21 protein-coding genes and 2 tRNA genes are annotated in these 21,650 nt (G+C 57.8%); 17 read left to right on the plus strand and 6 right to left on the minus strand.

The annotated features are described in order from the left end of the window. Positions 1-114 precede the first annotated feature (114 nt). The 4 genes from yidC to rpmH form a co-directional block, all read right to left on the minus strand. Positions 115-1,098 (minus strand): membrane protein insertase YidC, encoded by a 984-nt coding sequence (gene yidC, locus CS919_RS05815; protein ID WP_194187479.1) that lies wholly within the window; start codon positions 1,096-1,098, stop codon positions 115-117. Positions 1,099-1,223: 125 nt separating this feature from the next. Beyond that, complete coding sequence (gene yidD / locus CS919_RS10850; protein ID WP_255510490.1) at positions 1,224-1,445, minus strand: membrane protein insertion efficiency factor YidD; 222 nt, start codon at positions 1,443-1,445, stop codon at positions 1,224-1,226. Between the two features lie 40 nt (positions 1,446-1,485). Then, positions 1,486-1,896, minus strand: coding sequence for a ribonuclease P protein component (gene rnpA / locus CS919_RS05825; RefSeq protein ID WP_099298590.1), 411 nt, complete (start codon positions 1,894-1,896; stop codon positions 1,486-1,488). A 104-nt stretch (positions 1,897-2,000) separates the two neighbouring features. Next, a complete protein-coding gene (gene rpmH, locus CS919_RS05830; protein ID WP_099298543.1) occupies positions 2,001-2,144 on the minus strand; it encodes a 50S ribosomal protein L34 in 144 nt (47 codons plus the stop codon). Between the two features lie 736 nt (positions 2,145-2,880). Here rpmH and dnaA point away from each other — a divergent pair. From dnaA to CS919_RS11035, 15 genes are all read left to right on the plus strand, one after another. Continuing rightward, positions 2,881-4,581 carry a chromosomal replication initiator protein DnaA gene (gene dnaA / locus CS919_RS05835; RefSeq protein WP_099298544.1) on the plus strand — a complete coding sequence of 567 codons (1,701 nt, stop codon included), beginning with the start codon at positions 2,881-2,883 and terminating at the stop codon, positions 4,579-4,581. A 525-nt stretch (positions 4,582-5,106) separates the two neighbouring features. Next, on the plus strand, positions 5,107-6,291 hold the full coding sequence (dnaN, locus tag CS919_RS05840; protein ID WP_099298545.1) for a DNA polymerase III subunit beta: 1,185 nt from the start codon (positions 5,107-5,109) through the stop codon (positions 6,289-6,291). Between the two features lie 27 nt (positions 6,292-6,318). Next, on the plus strand, positions 6,319-7,557 hold the full coding sequence (recF, locus tag CS919_RS05845) for a DNA replication/repair protein RecF (RefSeq protein ID WP_099298546.1): 1,239 nt from the start codon (positions 6,319-6,321) through the stop codon (positions 7,555-7,557). After that, entirely contained in the window at positions 7,550-8,149 is a 600-nt protein-coding gene (locus CS919_RS05850) for a DciA family protein (RefSeq protein ID WP_099298547.1), read from the plus strand. The genes recF and CS919_RS05850 overlap by 8 nt, the downstream gene beginning before the upstream one ends. 95 nt (positions 8,150-8,244) lie before the next feature. Continuing rightward, the gene (gene gyrB / locus CS919_RS05855) at positions 8,245-10,317 is read left to right on the plus strand and encodes a DNA topoisomerase (ATP-hydrolyzing) subunit B (protein WP_099298548.1); all 2,073 of its coding nucleotides are present in this window, start codon (positions 8,245-8,247) and stop codon (positions 10,315-10,317) included. Between the two features lie 7 nt (positions 10,318-10,324). After that, the gene (locus tag CS919_RS05860) at positions 10,325-11,239 is read left to right on the plus strand and encodes an alpha/beta fold hydrolase (RefSeq protein WP_234990838.1); all 915 of its coding nucleotides are present in this window, start codon (positions 10,325-10,327) and stop codon (positions 11,237-11,239) included. A 7-nt stretch (positions 11,240-11,246) separates the two neighbouring features. Further along, positions 11,247-11,837 carry a septum formation family protein gene (locus CS919_RS05865; RefSeq protein ID WP_159460958.1) on the plus strand — a complete coding sequence of 197 codons (591 nt, stop codon included), beginning with the start codon at positions 11,247-11,249 and terminating at the stop codon, positions 11,835-11,837. Between the two features lie 111 nt (positions 11,838-11,948). Next, entirely contained in the window at positions 11,949-14,456 is a 2,508-nt protein-coding gene (gyrA, locus tag CS919_RS05870; RefSeq protein WP_099298550.1) for a DNA gyrase subunit A, read from the plus strand. Positions 14,457-14,459: 3 nt separating this feature from the next. Further along, complete coding sequence (locus CS919_RS05875; RefSeq protein ID WP_099298551.1) at positions 14,460-15,140, plus strand: DUF3566 domain-containing protein; 681 nt, start codon at positions 14,460-14,462, stop codon at positions 15,138-15,140. Positions 15,141-15,201: 61 nt separating this feature from the next. Continuing rightward, a tRNA-Ile gene (locus CS919_RS05880) sits at positions 15,202-15,278 on the plus strand. Positions 15,279-15,302: 24 nt separating this feature from the next. Next, positions 15,303-15,375: transfer RNA gene (locus CS919_RS05885), tRNA-Ala, on the plus strand. Between the two features lie 205 nt (positions 15,376-15,580). After that, positions 15,581-15,907: an ATP-binding cassette domain-containing protein gene (locus CS919_RS05890; protein ID WP_099298552.1), complete on the plus strand. Its 327-nt coding sequence runs from the start codon at positions 15,581-15,583 to the stop codon at positions 15,905-15,907. A 189-nt stretch (positions 15,908-16,096) separates the two neighbouring features. Continuing rightward, a complete protein-coding gene (locus tag CS919_RS10720) occupies positions 16,097-16,267 on the plus strand; it encodes a hypothetical protein (RefSeq protein WP_159460960.1) in 171 nt (56 codons plus the stop codon). Between the two features lie 3 nt (positions 16,268-16,270). Beyond that, entirely contained in the window at positions 16,271-17,047 is a 777-nt protein-coding gene (locus CS919_RS11030) for a sensor histidine kinase (protein ID WP_099298553.1), read from the plus strand. Positions 17,048-17,072: 25 nt separating this feature from the next. After that, positions 17,073-17,306: a response regulator transcription factor gene (locus CS919_RS11035; protein WP_370737753.1), complete on the plus strand. Its 234-nt coding sequence runs from the start codon at positions 17,073-17,075 to the stop codon at positions 17,304-17,306. 13 nt (positions 17,307-17,319) lie between these two features. Here CS919_RS11035 and CS919_RS05905 read toward each other — a convergent pair whose 3' ends face one another. Next, on the minus strand, positions 17,320-18,231 hold the full coding sequence (locus CS919_RS05905) for an FAD:protein FMN transferase (protein WP_099298555.1): 912 nt from the start codon (positions 18,229-18,231) through the stop codon (positions 17,320-17,322). A 328-nt stretch (positions 18,232-18,559) separates the two neighbouring features. On the opposite strand from CS919_RS05905, the gene CS919_RS05910 reads away from it, so the two are divergent. Beyond that, on the plus strand, positions 18,560-19,519 hold the full coding sequence (locus CS919_RS05910; protein ID WP_099298556.1) for an ATP-binding cassette domain-containing protein: 960 nt from the start codon (positions 18,560-18,562) through the stop codon (positions 19,517-19,519). Beyond that, complete coding sequence (locus CS919_RS05915; protein WP_099298557.1) at positions 19,516-20,301, plus strand: ABC transporter permease; 786 nt, start codon at positions 19,516-19,518, stop codon at positions 20,299-20,301. Before CS919_RS05910 ends, CS919_RS05915 begins: the two co-directional genes overlap by 4 nt. On the opposite strand, the gene CS919_RS05920 is transcribed toward CS919_RS05915, so the two are convergent. Then, positions 20,298-21,614: a glycosyltransferase 87 family protein gene (locus CS919_RS05920; RefSeq protein WP_099298558.1), complete on the minus strand. Its 1,317-nt coding sequence runs from the start codon at positions 21,612-21,614 to the stop codon at positions 20,298-20,300. The genes CS919_RS05915 and CS919_RS05920 overlap by 4 nt on opposite strands. Between the last annotated feature and the right edge of the window lie 36 nt (positions 21,615-21,650).

Genomic DNA, 21,650 nt, shown 5'->3' on the forward strand with positions numbered 1-21,650 from the left:
AGCGCACGCACAAAAAAGGGAGCCAACACCCCACACGGGATGTTGACTCCTCGAGGCTCCAATTGTCCTAAAGCTCCGAAAGAAAACACATCTTCAGGCCGGACGATTCACGAACTACCTGTTGCCCTTCTTACCCTTCTTCGGAATATCTGGGCGCGCGCCAACCTTTGGCGCAGACGTCCGCTTCAGCGCCGCCTTAGCTTCCTTCTCTTCTTCTTCCTCGCGGTCCATCTTGGCGAACAGCAAACGCTGCTGGACCAAGGTCCACAAGTTGTTAGTAAACATGTAGAGAGCAAGACCAGTCTGCCACAGGAAGCCACCCATCAGGTACATAACGGGCATAACCCACAACATCATGCGCTGCATCAGATCCATCTGCATCTGCATCTGCTGAGCCTTCTGATCATCGGCAGGCTTCTTAGGGTTCGCAGCCTGACGCTTCTTCTGGCGATCCATAGACATGCGCGCGCTGAAGTGCATCATGACGGCCGAAGCCAGCATCAGCGGAACCACCACGAAGATAATGTTGTTGCGCGTGAAGTCCGCCGCTACACCCAACGGGGAGAACGCATCGTAATTACCCGGATCCATCGAAATGTAAGCGGACAACGGGCTACCGAACAGACGAGCATCCAGGAAACTCTGCACATCGTCCACACCAAAGATGTAGTTAGGGGTGTTTCGCGTCTCTTCAACAGTCATGCCAAGCTCACCGAAAGCGCCGCCCGTGCGGTTGAACGAGCGCAAAACATGGAACAGACCAATGAAGATTGGGATTTGCACAAGCATCGGCAAGCAGGATGCGAGGGGGTTGAATCCCATATCCTTCTGCAACTTGCGCATTTCCAGAGCCAGCGTTTGCTGGTCATTCTTGTACTTGCGCTGCAGCTCCTGCATCTTAGGTTGGAACTCAGCCATCTTGCGAGTGGACCGAAGCTGGTTGGCCATGGGCTTGACCAGCAAAATGCGGATGGTGAACACAAGGAAGATGATGGCCAGCCCCCAGGTGATGCCGGAAGCCGGGTCGAGCACGAGGCTAAATGCCTTGTGCCAGAACCACAACACCGCCGAGATGGGGTAATAGATAAAGTTCAGCACGTCTGAAGGGTTCTCCTATGTCAGAGTTCTGGGAAAACTGATGGGCAAAAAACTTGGTCGTCCTCAGCGGCACGCATATGTATCCAAGAGCGAAACTCGGATCATCACGTCCACAGTTCGATACGTCAGTTGCGGCGTGACGGTGGAACGGGATCCCATCCGCCGGGGTGCCACGGACCGCATCGAGCCAATCGTCCAAGAGTCAGAACCAACCCCTTGAGCGCCCCATGTCTGGAAAACGCCGTCAAGGCATAGTTGCTGCACGTCGGATCAAAACGACACGTAGGCCCCATTTTAAGACCTGAAAGGTATTCCTGGTAACCCAAGATTGCTCGGCGCGCCCACAGAGCTCGGGTTTCAGTGGGCTCCACACGTTCTGCCGGTGACTCATTGGGAATCGGCTCGTTGCTTGGCGATTCGTCTGAGGCAGCTGCGCACATCCTTTTCTACCTCCTCGGTGGTTGCGGTGGCGCTGTTGGAAAGCGCTCGGATGACGATCGTGTGGTGTGATTCGATGTCGACGCCACTTCTGTCATCCAAGATAGAGCTAAACGCGGCCCTGATCTTTCTCGCAGTATTGTGGCGTACCACTGAGTTACCTACGGCCTTGGAAACCACGAGTCCCATCTGCGGACCGCCCCAGGAATCAATACGAGGATTAGAGACCTTCCCCAGCTTCTTAGGGATCGAGGGTTCCAGGACGTAGACCACCACCGTGCGACTACCCTTTTTGCGACCGCGCTTAATCGTGCGCGCAAAGGCTGCGGACGATCGCAAGCGGTGAGGAGCAGGAAGCACGGCGGTCAAGACCTTTTCTTAAAGGGAATAAATGAAAGAAAAGCCCGGCTCCCACTTCGAGGGGAGAGCCGAGCTTTCACAAGATCGAGCAGTGAACGCGAATTTTACGCGGTCAGAGACTTGCGACCCTTGCGACGACGTGCGGACACGATTGCACGACCTGCACGGGTATTCATGCGGGTGCGGAAGCCGTGCACGCGTGCGCGACGACGGTTGTTCGGCTGGAAAGTACGCTTGCCCTTAGCCACGGTACTTCACTCCTTCATTACTAGTAACCCGAGTACGCACCGGTGACCTTCAACCTGAGTATTCATTTACTTCAGACGAGTGAGCCAGGCGGCTTCCGTTGGAACCCGCATCTGCCTCAAGGTGTTCACCTTTGCGCCCACGGATTGTGGACGGTTGTGCCGCGAAGAACTAGATATTGCGGCTTATATGGCATCTGTTGGGATAACGGGGGTAAAGCGTGAAGCTCACTTCTTACCCGCTACACCGTGTGTGATGCCGCAGACCTCACCAAGGATACGCGGTCAGAACAGTCAAAACAAAACGAGCGCACATATGACCTCGGGATTAGCTTGTGGAAACGATGCGCCGATTCTTTGTCCACAAACTGTTTGCGGGATAAATGCCATATCGTCTAGCTGTGGACAACACCCACACCCCCGAAGTTTAAAGTGAGAGTTTAGGGTATGTTTATGCAGGTCACGCGATTTTCCCCAAACAAGTAGAGTTATCCACAAGCATCGACTACATTGGGGATAACTCTGAACTGAAAGTTATCCATAGCTGTGCACAACTCTGTGGAATACCAGTTAAACGGACATGTTTGGCTGTGGAACAAGCAGTGAAGAACTTGAGTATAAGTTCATGAACTTCAGGTGACGTTTCACTGCGAGCTGACAGGCACTTGCCAGCCTGCCAATACCCCCCAATCACGAACCCAGACGACCCACCACTGACAGATCGCGACACACTGACCCAATGACTGACCCCAACGCCTCCGCTTCTATGCCGTTTCCAGACCTATGGAACGCTGTCATTCCTCAATGGATCTCCGATGACCCACAGCAACCGCAATTTCCTGCGATTACCCAAAGGCAAGGGGCACTACTCGATCAAATTGAGCCGGAAGTTTTAGCTGGTCACTACATGATTTTGAAGACCACGTCCCGGCTGGTCCGCGAGGAAGTAGAGACCAAACTCAACGCCAAAATCTGCGATGTCTTCAGCAAGAAGTTAGGCCAAGACATTCAGCTGTCCATCAACATCATCGAACCTACAGAACCTTCTTCTAAAACAACCACTTCGGCTAATTCCGTACCGAGATCAGAAGCGGGAACTCCCCAGGATTCCGCCGGCCAGGTATCCCGCGCGCAATTAGCCGAGGAGCACGCTCGCAGCTACCAAGCCTCTACCGAGCACATCAACGAAGAGCCGTCGCCCACTCCAGAATCCTGGGGAAAGATGGTCAGCCCAGGGCTTCGGGAACACGATCGTGGATTCCAGCCCCCTAATCCAGCCCAGGCAGCGCCTACTCAGGGGAGTAGACAGGGCTCGAAGGGGGAGAGGTTGGCGTCGAGAAAAGAAAACGACGTACAACCACCTGCGCACAGCAAGCCTGCCCAACCCACCCCGGCTGGTCCCGGCAACGAAGACGAAGTGTTCCTGAACCCCAGCTACACGTTCGAGAATTTCGTGACTGGTTCCTCGAACCAGCTGGCCTATGCGGCGTGCCGCGCCGTGGCAGAATACCCCGGAAATTCCTACAACCCGCTGCTCATCTGGGGTGAATCGGGACTCGGCAAGACCCACCTGCTGCATGCGATCGGACACTACGCACGCGAACTGCGTCCCAACATGCGGATCAAGTACGTCTCCAGTGAAGAGTTGACCAATGACTTCATCAACTCGATTTCCACCGGTGCGCGCGACGATTTCAAGCGGCGCTACCGCAACTTGGACCTGCTGATTGTGGACGATGCTCAGTTCCTGCAGGGCAAAGAGTCCACGCAGGAGGAGTTTTTCCACACCTTCAACGCTCTGTACCAAACCGGTAAGCAAATTGTGCTGAGCTCCGATAGGCCGCCGCGGCAGCTGACCACGCTGGAGGATAGGCTGCGCACGCGCTTCGAATCAGGGCTGATCACGGACGTGCAATCGCCTGATCTGGAAACGCGCATGGCGATTCTGTCCACGAAATCCACGGTGGAGTTGCCGCAGGACGTCAAGGAACTGATTGCCTCGCGCTATGAAAAGTCCATCCGTGAGCTCGAAGGTGCGCTGATTCGCGTGGTGGCATACTGCAACCTCGGCAAGGAACCGCTATCTATGCAGGCGGCCGAGGCGGCGCTGCGGCACATCATGCCTGGTGACGGGGATATTGAGATCACCCCGGAACTGATCATTGAGATTGTCAGCGAGTTTTTCTCTCTGACTCCGGACGAGATCGTGGGTAAAGGCCGCGCACGTCAGGTGGCCAATGCCCGGCAAATCGCCATGTACCTGGGACGCGAACTCACGGATCTATCTCTGCCCAAGCTGGGGCAGGCCTTCGGCGGCCGAGATCACACAACGGTGATGTACTCCGAACGACGAATCCACGACAAGATCCAAGAGGATCACAAGACCTTCAATCAGGTCCAAGAGCTCACGCAAAGAATCAAGGCTCGCGCAAGGAATTAAGAGAATCTCAGCCCCGCAGGGGGTTGGGGAGTGCACTTGTCCACAGTTATCCACAGATTCCTGGGGACAAGTGGAAAGTTCTGTGGATAAAGTGCGCCCGCTCGACCACTACAGATAGAAGTTATCCACAATTCCACAGTGTTTTCCACATGTGTAATTACAAGAATGTCATTACGGGTGACCCCGCACCGCTGCTGACAGGCTTGAGATTTTGATTCGAACTTGGGGATAACCCATGGTTAAACACGGGAGAAATGGTGAACAAGATGTGTATAACTGCCCCACGCAGATTTTTCTCCACAGCCTGCGGAAGTTATCCACAGTTTCATCCCCACAGTTTCAACAACTAAAAAGTGGCCACGACGTGCCCAAACAGGCACTATCCCACAGTTCACACAGCCCCTATTACTACTTCTAAATCCCTATCTAAAGGGAAAAGAGAAGCAACTTGGGGATGTGAGTTAATCTGGGAGACGTTAAACGTGCCCACCCTGGACTCCACGACAAGGAAGACGAAAGACAGCAATGGAACAACACACCGTGAGTTTCACAGTGCCGAAGGACGACTTCTCTTCAGCACTCGCCTGGGTTGCTCGCTCTTTGCCTTCCAAGCCCACCCAGCCAATTCTGCGTGGCGTAATGATTGAAGCCGACGATGACGGACTTCACCTCTCCGGCTTCGACCGCGAGGTCTCCACTCGCGTGCACATCAACGCGGAAGTCGATGAGCCAGGCAGCATCTTGGTGGCCGGCAAGTTGGTCTCCGACATCGTGGGATCATTGCCAAATAAGCCCATCACCATGCGTTATGAGGATTCCACGGTTACGCTATCCACCGGGTCCTCCCGCTTCGAGCTGCGTCCAATGACCATCGAGGACTACCCCGTTCTGCCGAAGCTTCCAGAAAACACCGGCACGATTGATCCGCACCTGTTTTCTCAAGCCATCTCTCAGGTGGCCGTGGCCGCAGGACGCGATGACACCCTGCCCATGCTCACTGGTGTGCACGTAGAAATTGATGGATCGAATGTGGTTCTGGCCGCCACGGATCGTTTCCGTTTGGCAGTGCGCCAATTCTCGTGGAATCCATCTGATTCTTCGTCGAAGGCAACGTTGTTGGTTCCTGCGCGTACGTTGGCGGACGCCGCACGCTCGCTGGATCCACACAACAACCAGGACATCGCCATTTCCGTGGGATCCGGAGAAAACATCGGCAAGGAGGGCTTGCTGGGCATCGAAATGAACGAGCGTCACATGACCACTCGTTTGCTGGATGCAGAATTCCCCAAGTTCCGTCCCCTGTTGCCACAGAATCACACTGCGCTGGCCAGCGTGGAGATTGATCCTCTGCAGGATGCCATCCGTCGCGTTTCCTTGGTGGCGGACCGCAACGCGCAGATCCAGATGGAATTTTCTGAAGGTAGCGTGACGCTATCGGCCGGCGGCAGCGAAGTGGGTAAGGCAACTGAGCAGTTGCAGTGTGCGTTCACTGGTGAACCATTGACCATCGCCTTCAACCCCGGTTACCTCAAGGACGGTTTGGCAGCGATTGGCTCCCAGCGCGTCGTTTTCGGCTTCACGATGCCTTCCCGCCCCGCCATCCTGATCCCGGAGCCAGCTGAGCTGCCGGAAGCAGATGCCGAGGGAAACTTCCCCACCCCATCCACGGAATTCATTTACCTGCTGATGCCCGTGCGCTTGCCGGGCTAAGCCAACACGGCCTTTCAAGAAAGCACCATGTATGTTCGCGCGCTACACCTCGAAGACTTCCGCTCATGGAAGTCCCTCGATCTGGAGCTTTCTCCAGGTGTAACCGTGTTTTCCGGCCCCAATGGGCACGGGAAAACCAACATCGTGGAGGCGTTGGGCTACCTGGCCCATTTGAGCTCGCACCGGGTCAACAGCGATTCCGCGCTCGTGCGGGAAAATGCCACCGCGTCCATGATTAGTGCCACGGCCGTCAACGGAAGGCGCGAACTCACGGCGCGCATGACGTTGCGTGGCCACGGAGCCAATAAGGCGCACATCAATCGCACCACCTTGGCCACCACCCGCGAGCTGTTGGGCATCGTGCGCACCACGCTGTTTTCACCAGAGGACCTCGCGCTCGTGCGCGGTGAGCCGGAGCAGCGACGCCAATTCCTCGACACCATCATGATCGCCCGCTATCCGCGGCTGGGCGCCGTTAAGGCGGATTATGACAAGGCCCTCAAGCAGCGCAATGCTCTGCTGCGGTCGCACGCGATGCGTTCAGCGCTGGGTGGCACGCGTTCAGAGGAGGAAGAAGCGGCCCTGACCACCCTCGATGTGTGGGATGCTCAGTTGGCGGCGCTGGGTGGGCAGATCATGTCCGCCCGCATTCAGATCGTCCATGATCTGGCTCCGCACCTGGCGCAGACCTATCAGCGCCTGGCCCCCGGGTCGCGTCCGGCGCACGTGTCTTACACCTCCACCATCGATGGCCCGCTGGCTGAAGTGGGTGTTCATCTGGGTCAGTCGGTGCCGGCAGAGCCCACCGCTTTGCTCACTCCGGAGGTCGCCGAGGCAACCCTTCTGCATGCGTTCGCAGACAAGCGTTCGCAAGAAATTGATCGCGGCACGACCTTATTGGGCCCGCACCGCGATGACGTGATTTTGATGCTCGGCACGCAACCGGCCAAGGGTTTCGCCTCCCACGGGGAGTCCTGGTCCGTTGCATTGTCCCTGCGTCTAGGCGCTTTTTTCATGCAGCGTGGCGATGGCACTGAGCCCGTAGTCATCCTCGATGATGTGTTTGCGGAGCTCGATTCTTCCCGACGCCAAGCTCTTGTCTCCCTGATCTCCGATGCCGAGCAAGTACTCATCACGGCCGCGGTGGAGCACGATATCCCGCAAGCGCTGAAGCAAGATGCCACGATAGTGTCTGTCTTAGCGCGAGATACGCCCGACGGCCGTATCTCGGAATTGACTCTCAAGGCAGGTGTAGACGATGAGTGAACAGGATGACTTTCGTTCTGCTGAGCGGCCTGAGAACTCCGCGGAAAACAACGCGGATCACAACCTGGACCCTATCGCCCAGGCTCTCGAAGGATTGAGAAAAGCGGGAGGAAAACCGGGAGCGGCTTTGCCCAGGGTGGCATCGAAAAAAAGAATGAGCGACACACGAGGACGTGGATCGCGCGTGTTTAAGCGACCCACTGGACTCGACGGGCGAGCGGACCGCAGCTACCGAAACCCGAAGTCTTTGCACGATCTGATCAAACCCACCATCGGGCGTTTTGGCTGGGCAGAAGACTTTGCCGTGGGATCGGTGATGAATAACTGGGAAGAAATCGTGGGTCCCACGGTGGCGGATAAGACGCGGCCGGTGGCTTTTGATAAGCGCAAGCGCGAACTGTCTATCGAGTGCGATTCCACGCCGTGGGCCAGCAACCTGCGATTTATGAAGCCGCAGATTCTGCAGGCGATCGAGCGGCTAGCAGGTGAGGATATTGTTCGAGATTTGGAGATTCGTGGGCCAGATCTGGGTCCGAAACGCAAGGGTCGCTACAAAGTTCAAGGTCGAGGGCCACGCGATGATTATGGATGAGATATCCACAGAAGCTGTATCGCTACGTGAATTTGGGGTGCTAACAAGCTAGGATGGTGAGGTTAATGTCCACTGTTTAAGGAGCTTGACCCACCGTGGCAGAATCAAATGCAGCTGAATCCAACGCAGCAGAGTCCTCCGCGGCTCAGCTAGCCGTAAAGAACAATTACGGCGCGGATTCCATCACCATCCTCGAGGGATTGGAAGCTGTCCGTAAGCGCCCCGGCATGTACATCGGTTCCACCGGTGAGCGCGGCCTCCACCACCTGGTGTGGGAAGTTGTGGACAACTCCGTGGATGAGGCCATGGCAGGATACGCCACCACCGTGGGCGTGACCTTGCTGGCTGACGGTGGCGTGGAAGTCACCGATGATGGCCGTGGTATTCCCGTGGAGATGCACCCCACGGGTGCGCCAACCGTCCAGGTGGTTATGACCCAGCTGCACGCCGGCGGCAAGTTCGATTCCGATTCCTATGCGGTCTCCGGTGGTCTGCACGGTGTGGGTATTTCCGTGGTGAACGCGCTGTCCACGCGCATGGAAACGGAGATCAAGCGCGACGGTTACCTGTGGCGCCAGAACTTCGAATACGCTGTTCCCGCTGAGTTGGAGCAGGTGAAGAAGGCCCGTGGCACCGGCACCAAGCAGCGTTTCTGGCCAGATGCAGAGATCTTCGAAACCACGGATTTTAACTTCGACACCGTGGCAAAGCGTCTGCAGGAGATGGCATTCCTGAACAAGGGATTGACCATCGTCCTGACCGATGAGCGTCCCCAGGCTGAGCCGGAGAAGGACGAGCTGGCCGAGGCCACCGAGGATGCTGAAGCACCAAAGTCTGCGGAAGAGAAGAAGGCGGAAGAGGCCAAGAAAAAGGGCCCACGCACCCGCACCTTCCATTACCCAGAAGGTCTCAAGGACTATGTAGACCACATCAACCGCAAGCGCACCCCAGTCCACCCCAGCGTGATCTCCTTTGAAGCCAAGGGCAAGGATCACGAGGTGGAGGTGGCCATGCAGTGGAACAACGGCTACTCCCAGTCCGTGCACACCTTCGCGAACACCATCAACACCTTTGAAGGTGGCACGCACGAGGAAGGCTTCCGCGCCGCGCTGACTTCCTTGATGAACCGCTACGCACGTGATCACAAGTTGCTCAAGGAAAAAGAGTCCAACCTGACCGGCGATGACGTCCGCGAAGGTCTGGCTGCCGTGGTTTCCGTGCGCGTGGGTGATCCTCAGTTCGAGGGTCAGACCAAGACCAAGCTCGGCAACACCGAGATCAAGGGCTTTGTGCAAAAGGCCGTCAACGAGCACCTGACGGATTGGCTGGATGCCAACCCTGCTGAGGCCAAGGCCATCATCAATAAGGCCGTGGCTTCTGCACAGGCTCGCGATGCTGCTCGCAAGGCCCGCGATCTGGTTCGCCGCAAGTCTGCTTCCGATATGGGTGGACTGCCTGGCAAGCTTGCCGATTGCCGCTCCAAGGATCCGAAGCTCTCTGAGCTCTACATCGTGGAGGGTGACTCCGCAGGCGGTTCTGCGAAGTCCGGCCGCGATTCCATGTACCAGGCCATTTTGCCCCTGCGTGGCAAGATCCTGAATGTGGAAAAGGCTCGCATGGACAAGGTGCTGAAGAACAACGAGGTCCAGGCCATTATTACGGCACTGGGCACCGGCATTCACGAAGAGTTCGATATCGCCAAGTTGCGCTATCACAAGATCGTGCTGATGGCCGATGCCGATGTGGACGGCCAGCACATCGCAACGCTGCTGCTCACGCTGCTCTTCCGCTTCATGCGTCCACTGGTGGAGCAGGGATACGTCTACCTGGCTCAGCCACCTCTGTACAAGCTGAAGTGGGGCAAGGGTGAGCCCGGATTCGCGTTCTCCGACCGCGAGCGCGATGCGCAGCTGGAAGAGGGTCTGGCCGCCGGCCGCAAGATCAACAAGGATGACGGCATTCAGCGCTACAAGGGTCTGGGCGAGATGAACGCCAAGGAGCTGTGGGAAACCACGATGGATCCCACCACCCGTACTTTGCGCCGCGTGACCTTGGAAGATGCCGCGGCAGCCGACGAGCTGTTCAGCATCCTCATGGGCGATGACGTGGTTGCTCGCCGCAGCTTCATCACCCAGAACGCCCGCGACGTCCGCTTCCTGGACGTCTAAGCCTGCCGTGTCTACTTCCAAGTCTGCCGCGAAGGACGTCCGCACCAAGGACATTCGTATGCCCGATGGGTCCACGAGTTCGGTTCGTTTGTTCGACGCCAACTCTGAGACTTCGGCTTCTCCTCACAAGCCGTTAATTGTCATCTGGCCGGGCTTCGGCATGGGCGCGCGGTACTACGATCCGATCGCCTTGGAGCTGGCCGCGCGTGGCTATCCCACGGCCACGGGTGAGTTGCGGGGTCAGGGATCGTCGACCGCGGTGGCGTCGAGAAAAAAGACATGGGGATACCACGACCTGGCCTCTCAGGACTACCCGACCACCGTGCGGGCGGCGAAGAAGGAGCTAGGCCTAGCAGAGGATCACCCGACGCTGCTGCTGTGCCACTCGATGGGTGGGCAGATCGCCTCGCTGTTCTTGGCGCGGCCGGAGGCAGAAATGCTGAACGTGCAGGGCATGATCGGTGTGGGCGCGGGAACTCCGTACTACAAGAGTTTTAGTGGTGATTCGAAGCGTCGGTTGCTGTTTGGTGCTCCGGTGATGGGTATCGGCAGCTTGCTGATTGGCTACTGGCCTGGCGGCAAGCTGGACATCGCGGGTTACGGGCGCCAAGCTCGAGCACACACGTGGGAGTGGTTCCGGTTCGGTCGTACCAACACACTGCGCAAACTGCGTGGTCAGGACCGTAATTACATGGATGCGTTGGCGCAGGTAGACAGTAATGTGATGCTGACTCGGTTCACCAACGATGACGATTGCCCGCGGCAATCCGCGCAAAATCTTGTGGACTTGATGCCGTGTGCGAACACTTCTGTGGTGGAGCTGGAGGGCGGCCTAGGCCACAATCGGTGGGCGCGGCAACCCCACATTGTGGTGGACAAGCTGGAAGAATTTGTGGATGAGGCCAAAATTTCTGTGCGATGATTGGCACATGAATTCTCAACTTCTGCGTAAAGCAGTGGCGGTAGTGGCAGCAACGAGCCTGTTCGGCTTGGTAGCCTGCTCCAATTCTGGAGATTCCGCCAATCCAGCCCAGTCAGCAGCATCTGGTTCCACCAGTGGGGTCTCGGGGGAGTCCAGCGCTGGGGACAGTTCTGCGGCAAATTCCACCGAGAGTTCTGGTAGCTCGGATGATTCGGAAAGCGAACAGGCACAGTCCGAAAGCGTGTTTGATGTCAGCTTGGGCGACTGCCTGATGCTAGGGGACGCGCCCTCCGGCGAGGTTAAAGATCTGAACCGCATTGATTGCGATAAGCCACACAATGCGGAGATCTATGCGCAGAAAGATATGGCGGACGGAACCTTCCCCGGCACTGAGGCTGCAGCGAAAGAAGCTAAGACATACTGCGCGCAGGAGTTTGGTCCATTCGTGGGAATCCCCGGATCCGATTCCAAATTAGAAGGCCAATTTATTCACCCCACTCAGGAGAGCTGGGATCAGGAATCTGACCGTCGCATCCAGTGCGTGGTCACCGATCCGGCAGGCGGGGTTACCGGTTCCATGAAGGATGCAAAACGATAGGCCCAAAACCCGCTCTGACATGGGAGATTTAAGAGGAGCCATTAACCGGGAAGAGCACTATTACGTGCTAGAATTGGTCGGTCTGTCCCAAGTAGAAAGGAACGCTCTCACGTGAGCGACGATACTAACGGCGGAGATTCCCTCTTCGACAAGATCGAGCCAATTGATCTCCAAGAAGAGATGCAGTCCAGCTACATTGATTACGCCATGAGCGTCATTGTCGGCCGCGCCCTTCCTGAGGTGCGTGACGGACTGAAGCCCGTACACCGCCGCATCCTTTACGCGATGTACGACAACGGCTACCGCCCCGAGCGCAGCTATGTGAAGTCCGCGAAGCCGGTTGCGGACACGATGGGTAACTTCCACCCGCACGGCGACTCGGCGATTTACGACACGCTGGTCCGCATGGCGCAGCCGTGGTCGATGCGATACCCGATGGTTGACGGCCAGGGTAACTTCGGTTCCCGCGGTAGCGATGGCGCTGCGGCCATGCGTTACACCGAGTGCCGGATGACCCCACTGGCGATGGAGATGGTGCGCGATATTCGCGAAAATACCGTCGTCTTCCAGCCAAATTACGATGGCAAGACTCAGGAGCCAACAGTTCTGCCGTCCCGCGTTCCCAACCTGTTGATGAACGGCTCCGGCGGTATCGCTGTGGGTATGGCTACCAACATTCCTCCGCACAACTTGAACGAGTTGGCCGAGGCCATCTACTGGATGCTGGACAACCACGATGCAGAAGAGGCCGAGGCTCTCGAAGCCTGCATGGCTCGCGTCAAGGGTCCGGATTTCCCAACCGCTGGTCTGATTGTTGGCGATAAAGGCATCGATGATGCCTACCGCACCGGCCGTGGTTCCGTCCGTATGCGCGGTGTGACCAGCATCGAGGAAGAAGGCAGCCGCCAGACCATCGTCATCACGGAGCTTCCGTACCAGGTCAATCCGGATAACTTGGTCTACAACATTGCGGAGCAGGTGCGCGACGGCAAGCTCGCAGGCATCTCGAAGATCGACGATGAGTCCTCCGACCGCGTCGGCATGCGCATCGTGGTTACGCTCAAGCGCGATGCGATCCCTCGCGTGGTGCTGAACAATCTGTACAAGCACTCCCAGCTGCAGACCAGCTTCGGCGTGAACATGCTCTCCATCGTCGATGGCGTGCCTCGCACCCTGCGCTTGGATCAGATGATCCGCCTGTACGTGGATCACCAGATCGACGTTATCGTTCGCCGTACCCAGTACCGTTTGGACGAGGCTGAAAAACGCGCCCACATCTTGCGCGGCTTGGTCAAGGCACTGGACATGTTGGACGAGGTCATCGCCCTGATTCGTCGGTCCGCGACCGTCGATGTGGCACGCGAAGGCCTGATGGATCTGTTGGATATCGATGAGATTCAAGCCGATGCCATCCTGGCCATGCAGTTGCGCCGTCTGGCCGCTCTTGAGCGCCAGAAGATCATGGATGAGCTGCAAGAAATCGAAGAGACCATCGCGGATTTGAAGGACATCTTGGCCTCCGAGGAGCGCCAGCGCACCATAGTTCACGATGAGCTCAAGGAGATTGTGGACAAGTACGGCGATGAGCGGCGCACGCAGATCATCGCTGCAGCTGGCGAGGTATCTGAGGAAGATCTGATCGCACGCGAGAACGTGGTGATCACCATTACCTCCACGGGTTATGCCAAGCGCACCAAGGTGGATAGCTACCGCAGCCAGCGCCGTGGTGGCAAGGGTGTGCGCGGTGCAGAGCTGAAACAAGACGATGTGGTGCGCCACTTTTTCGTCTGTTCCACGCATGACACGGTGCTGTTCTTCACCAACTTTGGTCGCGTTTACCGCTTGCGTGCCTTCGAATTGCCAGAAGCATCGCGTACTGCGCGCGGTCAACACGTAGCGAACCTGCTGGAGTTCCAGCCGGGCGAGCAGATCGCTCAGGTCATCCAGATTCAGAGCTACGAAGACGCTCCGTACCTGGTGCTGGCAACTGCACACGGACGTGTGAAGAAGTCCCGTCTGACGGATTACGATTCCCCACGCTCCGGCGGTTTGATCGCCATCAACCTGAACGAGGACGACCGCCTGGTTGGTGCCCAGCTGTGCACTGACGAGGACGACCTCCTGCTGGTCTCTGAAGAGGGACAGGCCATGCGCTTTACTGCCGATGACGAAACGCTGCGCCCAATGGGCCGCGCCACCGCCGGTGTGAAGGGCATGCGTTTCCGCAGCGAGGATCAACTGTTGGCGCTGACTGTTGTTCGCGAAGGATCCCAGTTGTTCGTGGCTACTTCCGGTGGTTACGGCAAGCGCACGCCAATGGATGAATACCCAGCTAAGGGCCGTGGTGGCCTGGGCGTAGTGACGTTTAAGTACGATCCAAAGCGCGGCAAGCTCATCGGCGCATTGTGTGTCTCTAACGATGACGAGATCCTGGCCATGACGTCTGCGGGTGGAGTGATTCGCACCGAAGTCAGACAGATCCGAAGCACCTCTCGAGCAACGATGGGCGTGCGCCTGGTTGATCTGGGCAAGGATGTGGAACTGCTGGCTGTGGACCGCAACATCGAAGAAGAAGTTGAGGAACACGCTGAAGCAAAGGCGCAGGAGAAGGAGAAGTAGCCCATGACTTTCCACAGCCCCGGTCCGGACGGCAAAGATAAGGAAAGCTCTAACCCGTACAAGGATGGAGAGGTCTCTAAGGAAGCTGGGGCGAAGGAAGTGAAGGCTGCGAAGCCGGAAGCTGGTGCCAACCCAAAGAAGGCTGCCGCTCCGAAGGCTGCGAAGAGTTCGAAGGAGACTTCGAGTAGTGCCGCTGCCGCCTCTGCCGGCGAGAAAAAGTTGCCTGTAATGAACAGTCAGGAGACTGTGGCGGCCAAGGCAGATGTCTCAGCCGAGAAACCTGGTGTCCCAACTAAGAAGCCCGGTGTGATGGAGACCTTGCGGGAGTCAGCTCGAGTCACAGACCCGGAGGAGCGCACCCTTGCATATATCAACCCGCTCAGCGCGCTGAAACTGGGCGCGTCGGTGAACGTGTGCCTGTTGGTGATCGTACTGGTGGCATCCGCCGTGATCTACGCGTTGTTGGGGATCGCAGGCGTGTGGGACAACCTGAATTCTCTTCTCGGGGATCTCACGGGTATGGGATCGTTTGGCAGCGCAGAGTACTTCGGCATCGTGTTGACGGTGGGCATCATTGAAGTGATCATTTTCAGCTTGCTGGCGCCCGTTTTGGCAGTGGTGTACAACCTGTCTGCGAAGCTTGTGGGCGGGCTGCGCATCACCGTGAGCAAGCGCAGCGAATAGCCTTTTGACCAGCCGATTTGGTAAACACCTCAAGGCTGGGTAGAGTACTTTCTTGTTCGAAGGGCCTATAGCTCAGGCGGTTAGAGCGCTTCGCTGATAACGAAGAGGTCACAGGTTCAAGTCCTGTTAGGCCCACCATTCGAACACTTCGAATGAAGATTCGGGGCATTAGCTCAATTGGTAGAGCACCTGCTTTGCAAGCAGGAGGTCAGGAGTTCGATTCTCCTATGCTCCACAGCATCAAAGTGGCGAGGAACAGAAAAAGTTCCTCGCCACTTTTTCACTTGGCCCCGCAAGGCAGCGGGGTGGAGAAATGGCTTCGGGGAAGCAGCCACCACACCCATGACAAACGTCATGCTCAAGTCGTGACGGATTACGTCCGCCACACCGCGTGCGCCGGGCGAAGCTGTAAAGCACGAATCCAGCTGCATGCACAGTAGATACGGCAACCAAGAGGTTCTCTTCGGCCCAAGCCCCGCGAAGCAGTCGCGAAATGCAAGGTCAGCGTGGTTCTGCACACTGGTGGGCTGCTACCGGACCTTTCCGTCAAGGATACGATCCGCATGATCGCCCCCACCTTCCCCAAGCCCCGCGATGTGGACGAAGTGACAACGGAAACCAACCTTACGCATCTCGCCAAGCAGGCCGTCAAGCGTTGTTCGGGCGGCGAGAAGCAGCGAGTCCGTCAGGCGCTGGCGATCCTCGGCTCACCTGACCTGCTGATTCTGGACGAACCCACCGCTGGCATGGACCCGAACGCCAGATGAGCACGTGGGCAAGCGGGGAAGACCTGCCTGCTGGGGTCACCGAAGTAGTTCAAGATGGTGACCGCCTCACGTTCACGGTGCTGAACCTGAAAAGACATCTGCCTAATATCTCCAACCTCGTGTTTTCTATGTTTTCGCCCCTCCTGTTCTTTCTCTTGTTCGGGTCGCTACAGGATTTGGGGGGCGGAGATGATGAAGCACGGCAACGTCACTGCTTACGCGATGGTGGGCATGGCCGTCTACGGCGGCATTACCGCAGCGGTATCCACGGTGGGAACCACTGTGGTGGAGCAGACCACAGGATGGGGGAGGCAGCTGGCGCTAACCCCGATGACTGGTTCCCAATTGCTGACTAGGTAATGCGTGGTCATCTTGTTCCGCGCAATGTTCCCCGTCGCGGCGGTGTCTCTGCTGGTCATCTTTCTGGAGTTTCAGGATGATCCACTCTTTGCCACCTACATGCTGCTGGTGGCCAGTTCCTCTGCCGTGATCGTGCCTTTAGCCTTGGCAGTTGATTTTGGTGATGACCGAAAGCGCGACGAACAGAACCTCTTCGTTCTCCAGGAGCGTGAACGATTAGCGCGAGACGTTCAAGATCTCCTGGGACACTCGCTGACCGTGATTAACCTCAAGGCAGAGCTAGCGCGGGCGGTCGTGGATAACGACCCTAAAGTGGCTCGCGCAGAGTTGGAAGAGATCGTGCATCTTTTCCGCACCGCCTTGGCAAAGGTGCGCTCCACAGTTACTCGTATCGAACGGCCAGACTTTGCTGGAGAGGTTTCTGCAGCTCAGCGGGCGATGGAAACCGCTGGGATACAAGCGGACCTGCCCAACCCAGACTCTGCCCAGCACATCAGCGGCGTGAATGCGCAGCTATATTCTTGGGTATTGCGGGAGGCCGTGACGAATACTGTTCGGCACGCTGAAGCGAGCTCATGCCGCGTTATCGTTACTGCAGATCAGTGCAAGGGTGGTCTCCGCGGCTTCCAGCGACGTGCTGAAGAAGCGTGCCCCGCGGGTGCGCTCGTTGATTGTCACCACATTTGGCAGGCCCGGTTATGTGCGCAGAGCCCTGCAGGAAGGTGCCAGCGGGTTCATCGTCAAAGACACCCCGCCGGCGCAGCTGGCCGAAGCTATTAGACGGGTGGCGTCCGGACTGAGAGTGGTGGATCCCACGCTCGCTGAGGATTCATTGTTCACCCCAGCCAATCCTTTGACCGAGCGAGAAACCGAGGTGTGTCAGGTGGCACGACATGGTGGGAACATCAGCGAAATAGCAAATGAACTGCACTTATCTTCAGGAACAGTGAGAAATCACATGTTATCCCTGATTCCAAAGACGGGGACAGGCAATCGTCACGCTGCCGTGCGGGCCGCCGAAGATAATGGGTGGCTCTAAGCCACCACAGTCTCTACGTCCGCAGTCTCAGCGTCGCTCCGCCACGCCCTGCTTCGTCGAGTACAGCATCGCCACGGGCAGCGACGTTCTCACGCTGATCGCAGACCACGCCGTAGCCCATGTCCCACTCCAGCATGGACTGAGCCAGATCTTGCTCGCCCACGAACAGAGCCGTCGCCCAAATGTCAGCCCAGGTAATCGACGGGCCGAACACGGAGATTGCCCCTTCGTGCTGGCTAACCTCCTGCTGGGCTGCATCGCTGAGATCTCCGAAGTCATAGGTGTGGGAGTCCACAGGCGTTGGCCGGTACAGGTGGTTGCCCCGCGCGTAGGTGCCCGAGGTAGCCACCGCGCCCTCGTATAGCGTGACCGTCCCTACCAGGGAATTCGGATCCTCGGCGCTTTCGATACCTACGGTCCACGGCCAGTGTTCATTCGCTCCGCCCACCAACACATCGCCGCCACCGTTCAGGCACCAAGTCAACCCGTCAGCCTCCAGTGGTTTAAGGTGCTCGCTGGCCACCTCCATGGCCAAGCCCTTGACCAAGCCCGTGGGATCAAAGACCAGATCCGACCCTTCAGTCACAAACGCTTCGAAGTATCCCCGGGTCACCTCCTTGGCCTGTTGTGCCAGCTCAAAACAGGTAGCGACACGAGAATCCAGCTGGGACATGTCCTCGCGGCGGGCTAAGCGGTTAATGTCTGAATCTTGTTTCCATCGGGAGAAGATGGCGTCGAACTCCCGAAGAGTGCTCCACACGGACTCGGAGGCATCCACGAGACGCTGCTCGAGACCGGCCCGCCAATTCTTTTCACTAATCAGGCCGTAATTGGAGGTTGCTCGACGAGCGGGGCGGATGTGCAGGGAAAACGGAAGGCCCATAATCTGTTCAACGGCGACAAAGGGCTGCATGGTGTGGTTCATGATGAAAATCTTTTCTAGAAAATCCAAAGAGAGGGTTTACAATCCGGCCTGGCTTCGTGCGGAGGATGACCTATGTACTCAACATGGCGCGAGACGGTAGGGAAGGGGATTGATAAAGATTATTTCAACCCGCGAACCTGAGATAAAGCTGAGAATGAGTGGTGATCCTATCCCCATTTTCAGTGGAGTTTTCAGGCAGTAATCCTCTGAGATTTATGCGGTATGACCGGCGAAATTCTTGGAAAAGACGGGTAAAAATGAGGCAGCGACCGCGGAACGGAATCTGTGAGCAGGCGGCGGTGTCTTGGGCTGCGGTAAATTGATTGGCATGTCTCTCATTGAGCTTCGCGATGTACGAAAGATATATTCAGCTAAGAAAGGCGAGGTCAGAGCGCTAGACGGTCTGAACCTTAGCGTCGAAGAAGGCACCGTTCGTGGACTACTCGGCCCCAACGGTGCGGGAAAAACTACCACAGTGAAGGTGCTGACCACCCTCATCAAGCCCACCTCGGGGCAGGCCACCGTTGCGGGTCTAGACGTGATGAAGCAGCCGGATGACGTGCGCAAGATCATCGGCGCGTCGGGGCAGTACGCCACGATCGACGAGGAGCTCACCGCCCGCGAGAACCTGATTCTCATCGGCCGCTTGTTCCACCTCGGGGACAAGCGCGCCAAGGCGCGGGCGGACGAGCTGCTGGAGATTTTCACCTTGGAAAAGGCCGCGAACCGGCCAATCAAGGGTTTCTCTGGTGGCATGCGCCGGCGTGCTGACCTGGCTGCGTCGCTGGTCAATGACCCGAAGATCCTCTTCCTAGATGAGCCAACCACCGGCCTAGATCCGGCCGCCCGCTTGGCTTTGTGGGACGTGATTCGCGATCGAGTCAGCCGCGGCACCACCTTGCTGCTGACCACCCAGTACCTCGAGGAAGCCGATGCGCTGGCCGATGAGATTAGCGTGGTGGACCACGGAAAGGTCATCGCAGAAGGCACCGCCGACGAGCTGAAGACTCGCGTGGGTGGGCAGCGCGTGTACGTCACCGTTGTGGACAACGACGATGTGGAGATTGCCCGACGTCTGGTAGCTGGCGTGGCCAACAGCGAGGACGCAGTTTCCGTACAGGACCGTACCGTGGCCGCGCAGGTGCACGACGGCACCTCGGCGCTGCAACTGCTGCTGGCAGGAGTAAAAGACAACGACATCGCAGTACACGATGCAGGCTTGGCACGCCCCAGCCTGGATGACGTGTTCCTGCAGCTCACGGGTGGAAAGGCCGGTGAAGGACAATGAGTCAATGGCTAAATGACGTGCGCGCGGTCACCACGCGCAACATCATCCGCGCTAAGCGGACCCCCGATGTCATCGTGTTTGCAGTGCTGCAGCCCATCATGTTCGTGGTGCTGTTCAGCCAGGTATTCGGCGGTGCCATCAACGTGCCGGGTACGGATTACACGAACTTCCTGATGGCGGGCATTTTCGCGCAGACGGCCATCTTCGGCGCGACCTTCAGTGGCATGTTCATGGTGCAGGACAAGAAGGACGGCCTGATCGACCGCTTCCGCACGCTGCCCATGAGCAACTCCGCTGTGGTGTTTGCCCGCACCTTCACGGACCTGCTGCTCAACGCCGTATCGCTGCTGGTCATGGTGCTGACCGGACTGGCCGTGGGATGGCGCCCGGATTCTGGCATCGGGGGATTCCTCGCGGGCTACGGCCTGCTACTGATCTTCAGCTGGTCCTTCTCTTGGGTCCTGGTGTGGCTGGGACTGATGGTGAAGTCCGTGGAGGCGATGAACTCCGCGACATTCATGGTTCTGTTCCCATTGACGTTCCTCTCCAACGCCTTCGTGCCCAGCGACAGCATGCCCAAGGTGCTGCAGGTCTTCGCGGAATGGAACCCTGTGTCTTCGCTGGTGCAGGCCACGCGTCAGCTGTTCGGCAACCTGGGTGATGCACCCGTGCCTGATTCCTGGCCGATGCAGAACCCGCTGATCGCGGTGTTTGGCGGGATCATCGTATTCGTGGTGATCTTCTGCCCACTGGCTATCCGCCGCTACAACCAGTCCTCTTAAGCAGAGCGAGCTGGGGCAGCCTCGGCACGAACATGCCGAGGTGAGGCCACCAACCACAGCACAACGAACGCGGCAATCATCCACCACATGTAGGCATTGCCCAGCACGTGCCAGAAAATATTCCACTCCTGTTCCACATTTCCGCTGGAGGGCGCGACTGTTCGGGGGGACACAGCGCAACACACAATCCCGCTGATCGCGAGGCCAGCCAGCAGCTTTAGCTGCGCAGGAGTCCACACACCCCCCGGCCGGGAAGCTGGATCATACCAATAAATTCCCAGTACCACCACGAACACCGCCACCCACACAAAGTGGTGATCCCAAGAAACTGGGCTGGCCAGCAGTCCGAAGAACGCGTTGACGCACAAAGCCAGCACCGGCAAGCCCCTGCGGAAAAGGCGGATCATCACCGCGACGGTGGCCACCAGCGCGATGCCCACCAAAAGTAGCCACCAGGCGGTGCCGGCGTCTGCAGTGCGCACGCCGAGGCGCCACAGCTCGCCATTGAACGACTGGTTAGAGGAATACCCCAGCCCACCAATGCGATCGGTCTTCTGGAGAGTGCCAAACCAGTAGCGCATAGAGGCGTCGGGCAGAAAGAGGAACCCAATACCGGTGGCGACCAGGGCAGATACGCCCATGCGAAGGATCGAGGGGACGTCCTTGCGGAGCAAGAACCACAAGCCAAACACCGCTGGAGTGAGCTTGAACGCGGTGGCCAGGCCGGTGAGGATGCCGCGGAAACGAGGCGGCACCACGGTCGCATCCAACACAATCATCAACACCAAAATCAGGTTGACCTGGCCATAGTTCAACGTGGAAGCCACAGGCCCGAAGAAAATCAGCGCGCCCGTGAGGAAGACCACGAGCCAACGGACAGTCGTGGCGGGCAGGTGACCGAGATGAGTAAGCAGCAGCCAGACGATGCCAGCGATTGCACCGATGTTGACGATTCCAAAGACCAACGATGCCCCGTGAGCAGTGAAAATAGTCAACGGGACGAACGCCAGCGCGGAGATCGGCGGGTAAGTGAAGGGCAGGAAAATGTCATCGCTGATGAGGAAGGATCCGGAGTACAGGTCCTGGCCGTCCAAAAGTCGCTGTGCGCCCAGGCGGTAGACGTCCGTATCCAGGCGATAACGGATCCCGGTGGATGTGAACAGCGACCACGTCACTGCCACCAGCGCCAGCAGCGCGGCTACCCAGCGGAAAGCCACAGCGTTGCGGCGATCCCGCGAGATGCTTTGAGGGCTGCTGCCATGCGGGTCAGAGGCATCGCGAGATGTGACAGTGATGCGGCGGAGTTGGTTCATTCAGCGGCTAACTTTTCGATGTTTTTGTAGACGGAT

Origin of the sequence: Corynebacterium dentalis (genome assembly GCF_900232865.1) — a bacterium.
GTDB lineage: Bacteria > Actinomycetota > Actinomycetes > Mycobacteriales > Mycobacteriaceae > Corynebacterium > Corynebacterium dentalis.